The organism is Candidatus Aegiribacteria sp., assembly GCA_021108435.1.
In the GTDB taxonomy this organism is placed as follows: Bacteria; Fermentibacterota; Fermentibacteria; order Fermentibacterales; family JCC-6; genus Aegiribacteria.
The window spans coordinates 1-1,739 of sequence record JAIOQY010000099.1 but is presented as its reverse complement, the minus strand read 5'-3'; the positions used below and the strand labels follow the sequence as shown (position 1 = coordinate 1,739).

Genomic DNA, 1,739 nt, shown 5'->3' with positions numbered 1-1,739 from the left:
CTGCTCAGGAAATTGTCCGATACTCATGATCTTATTGATTCAGGGGACGGATTCAACATCAGGAGCAGGGCTGAGAAAGTTCTATCCGGTCTGGGATTCTTAACTGATGATTTTTCAAAACCGCTCGAGGAGTTCTCAGGTGGATGGAGGATGAGAGCGCAGCTGGCTTCGCTGCTTCTTGCCGATCCTGATCTGCTTCTGCTCGATGAACCCACGAACCATCTGGACCTCGACGCCAGAATCTGGCTCGAGGAGTATCTGAAAAGGTTCCGGGGCGCTGTATGGATTATCTCCCATGATCCGGGATTTCTGGATCGGGTGGTAACTCAGGTGTACGAACTCGAATTTGGAAAGCTGTCTTCCTACAAAGGAAATTATACCTTTTACGAGAAGAAGAAGCGTGAGGATATAACTACAAGGGAAAAGCAGGCAAAACACCAGACCGAGCAGATAGAGAAGATCCAGCGGTTCATCAAACGTTTCAAAGCAACTGAGAGTAAGCGGTTTCAGGTTCGAAGCCGCGAGAAAATGCTTGAGAAGATGGAAGTTATTCAGACTCACAGAGATCCATCACACATGAAACTCCGTTTTCCTGACCCTCCAAGGAGTGGCGAGATCGTTGCCCGCCTGGATGGAGTTTCAATGAGATATGACCGGACTGTTTTCAGCGATGTGGATCTTTCGGTTGAAAGGGGAGAACGGATCGGAATCGTTGGGAAAAACGGCGAAGGCAAATCCACTCTTTCCAGGATTCTCGCAGGTGTGGAAAAACCTTCATCGGGAAACTTCAATCGCGGTTCGAGAGTCAGTACCGGTTTCTACACACAGGAAGTTGATCAGGGTCTCAATCCCGGCTTGAATCTTATTGAACAGCTTTCAGCGATCAGCCCTTCAAGCAGCGAAAAGGAACTCAGGGGAATACTCGGCGGCTTTCTTTTTACCGGAGACGATGCTTTCAAGAAAACGGGAATTCTGTCAGGAGGAGAGAAAAGCAGGCTTGCTCTGGCTCGGGTTCTTCTGAGTCCTGTTAATCTCCTGATACTTGATGAGCCGACTAATCACCTCGACATCTTTTCGAGAAATGTTCTGCAGGAAGCGCTTGAAAAATATCCAGGTACGCTGATCCTCATCAGTCATGATGAACAGCTGCTGTCCGCCCTGGCAGAAAAAGTCTACGAAGTCCAGGGGGGAAAAGTCAGTCTGTTTCAGGGAAGTTTCGCGTACTACCTTCGGAAGAAGCAGGAGAAGATCAGGAGAATGCTTGAAGCAAAACAGACTGATTCACCGAAGACCAGGTCACCAAGAGAACTGGAAAACGCCAGAAAGCGAAAAGAAGCAGCGGAGCGCAAAGAGCAGTACAGAAAGCATAAGAAGATCCAGATCAGGATTGACAGAGTAGAGAGAAAACTCCTGCCGCTGGAGGAAAAAAGGGAACAGCTCGAAGGGCTCCTGGCAGACCCCGTTGTTCTGGCTGACGGCACAAGGATCATGGAGCTTCAGCGGGAACACGCTTACGTGTGCAAAGAGATCGAGGGTTATCAGGAGATGTGGAACGAGCTGGCTGAAATGATGGGTGAGTAATTTCTGGGGTCGGACGTCACTTGCGGCACTTACATATCCGTCTGGGTCGCCAACTCTTAATAAAAACGTGCCACCCACTGTTAAAAACGACATGAGGATTTTCTTTTAGAAATTTCTAGAAGAGGGTCTTGATGCTGCCCCAGGTTTCAGGTTCCAGA

1 protein-coding gene is annotated in these 1,739 nt (G+C 48.8%); it reads left to right on the top strand.

The features are described from left to right. Positions 1 to 1,581: ATP-binding cassette domain-containing protein (locus K8R76_06015; protein ID MCD4847726.1), on the top strand; the 1,581-nt coding region annotated here is incomplete at its 5' end. Positions 1,582 to 1,739: the final 158 nt, after the last annotated feature.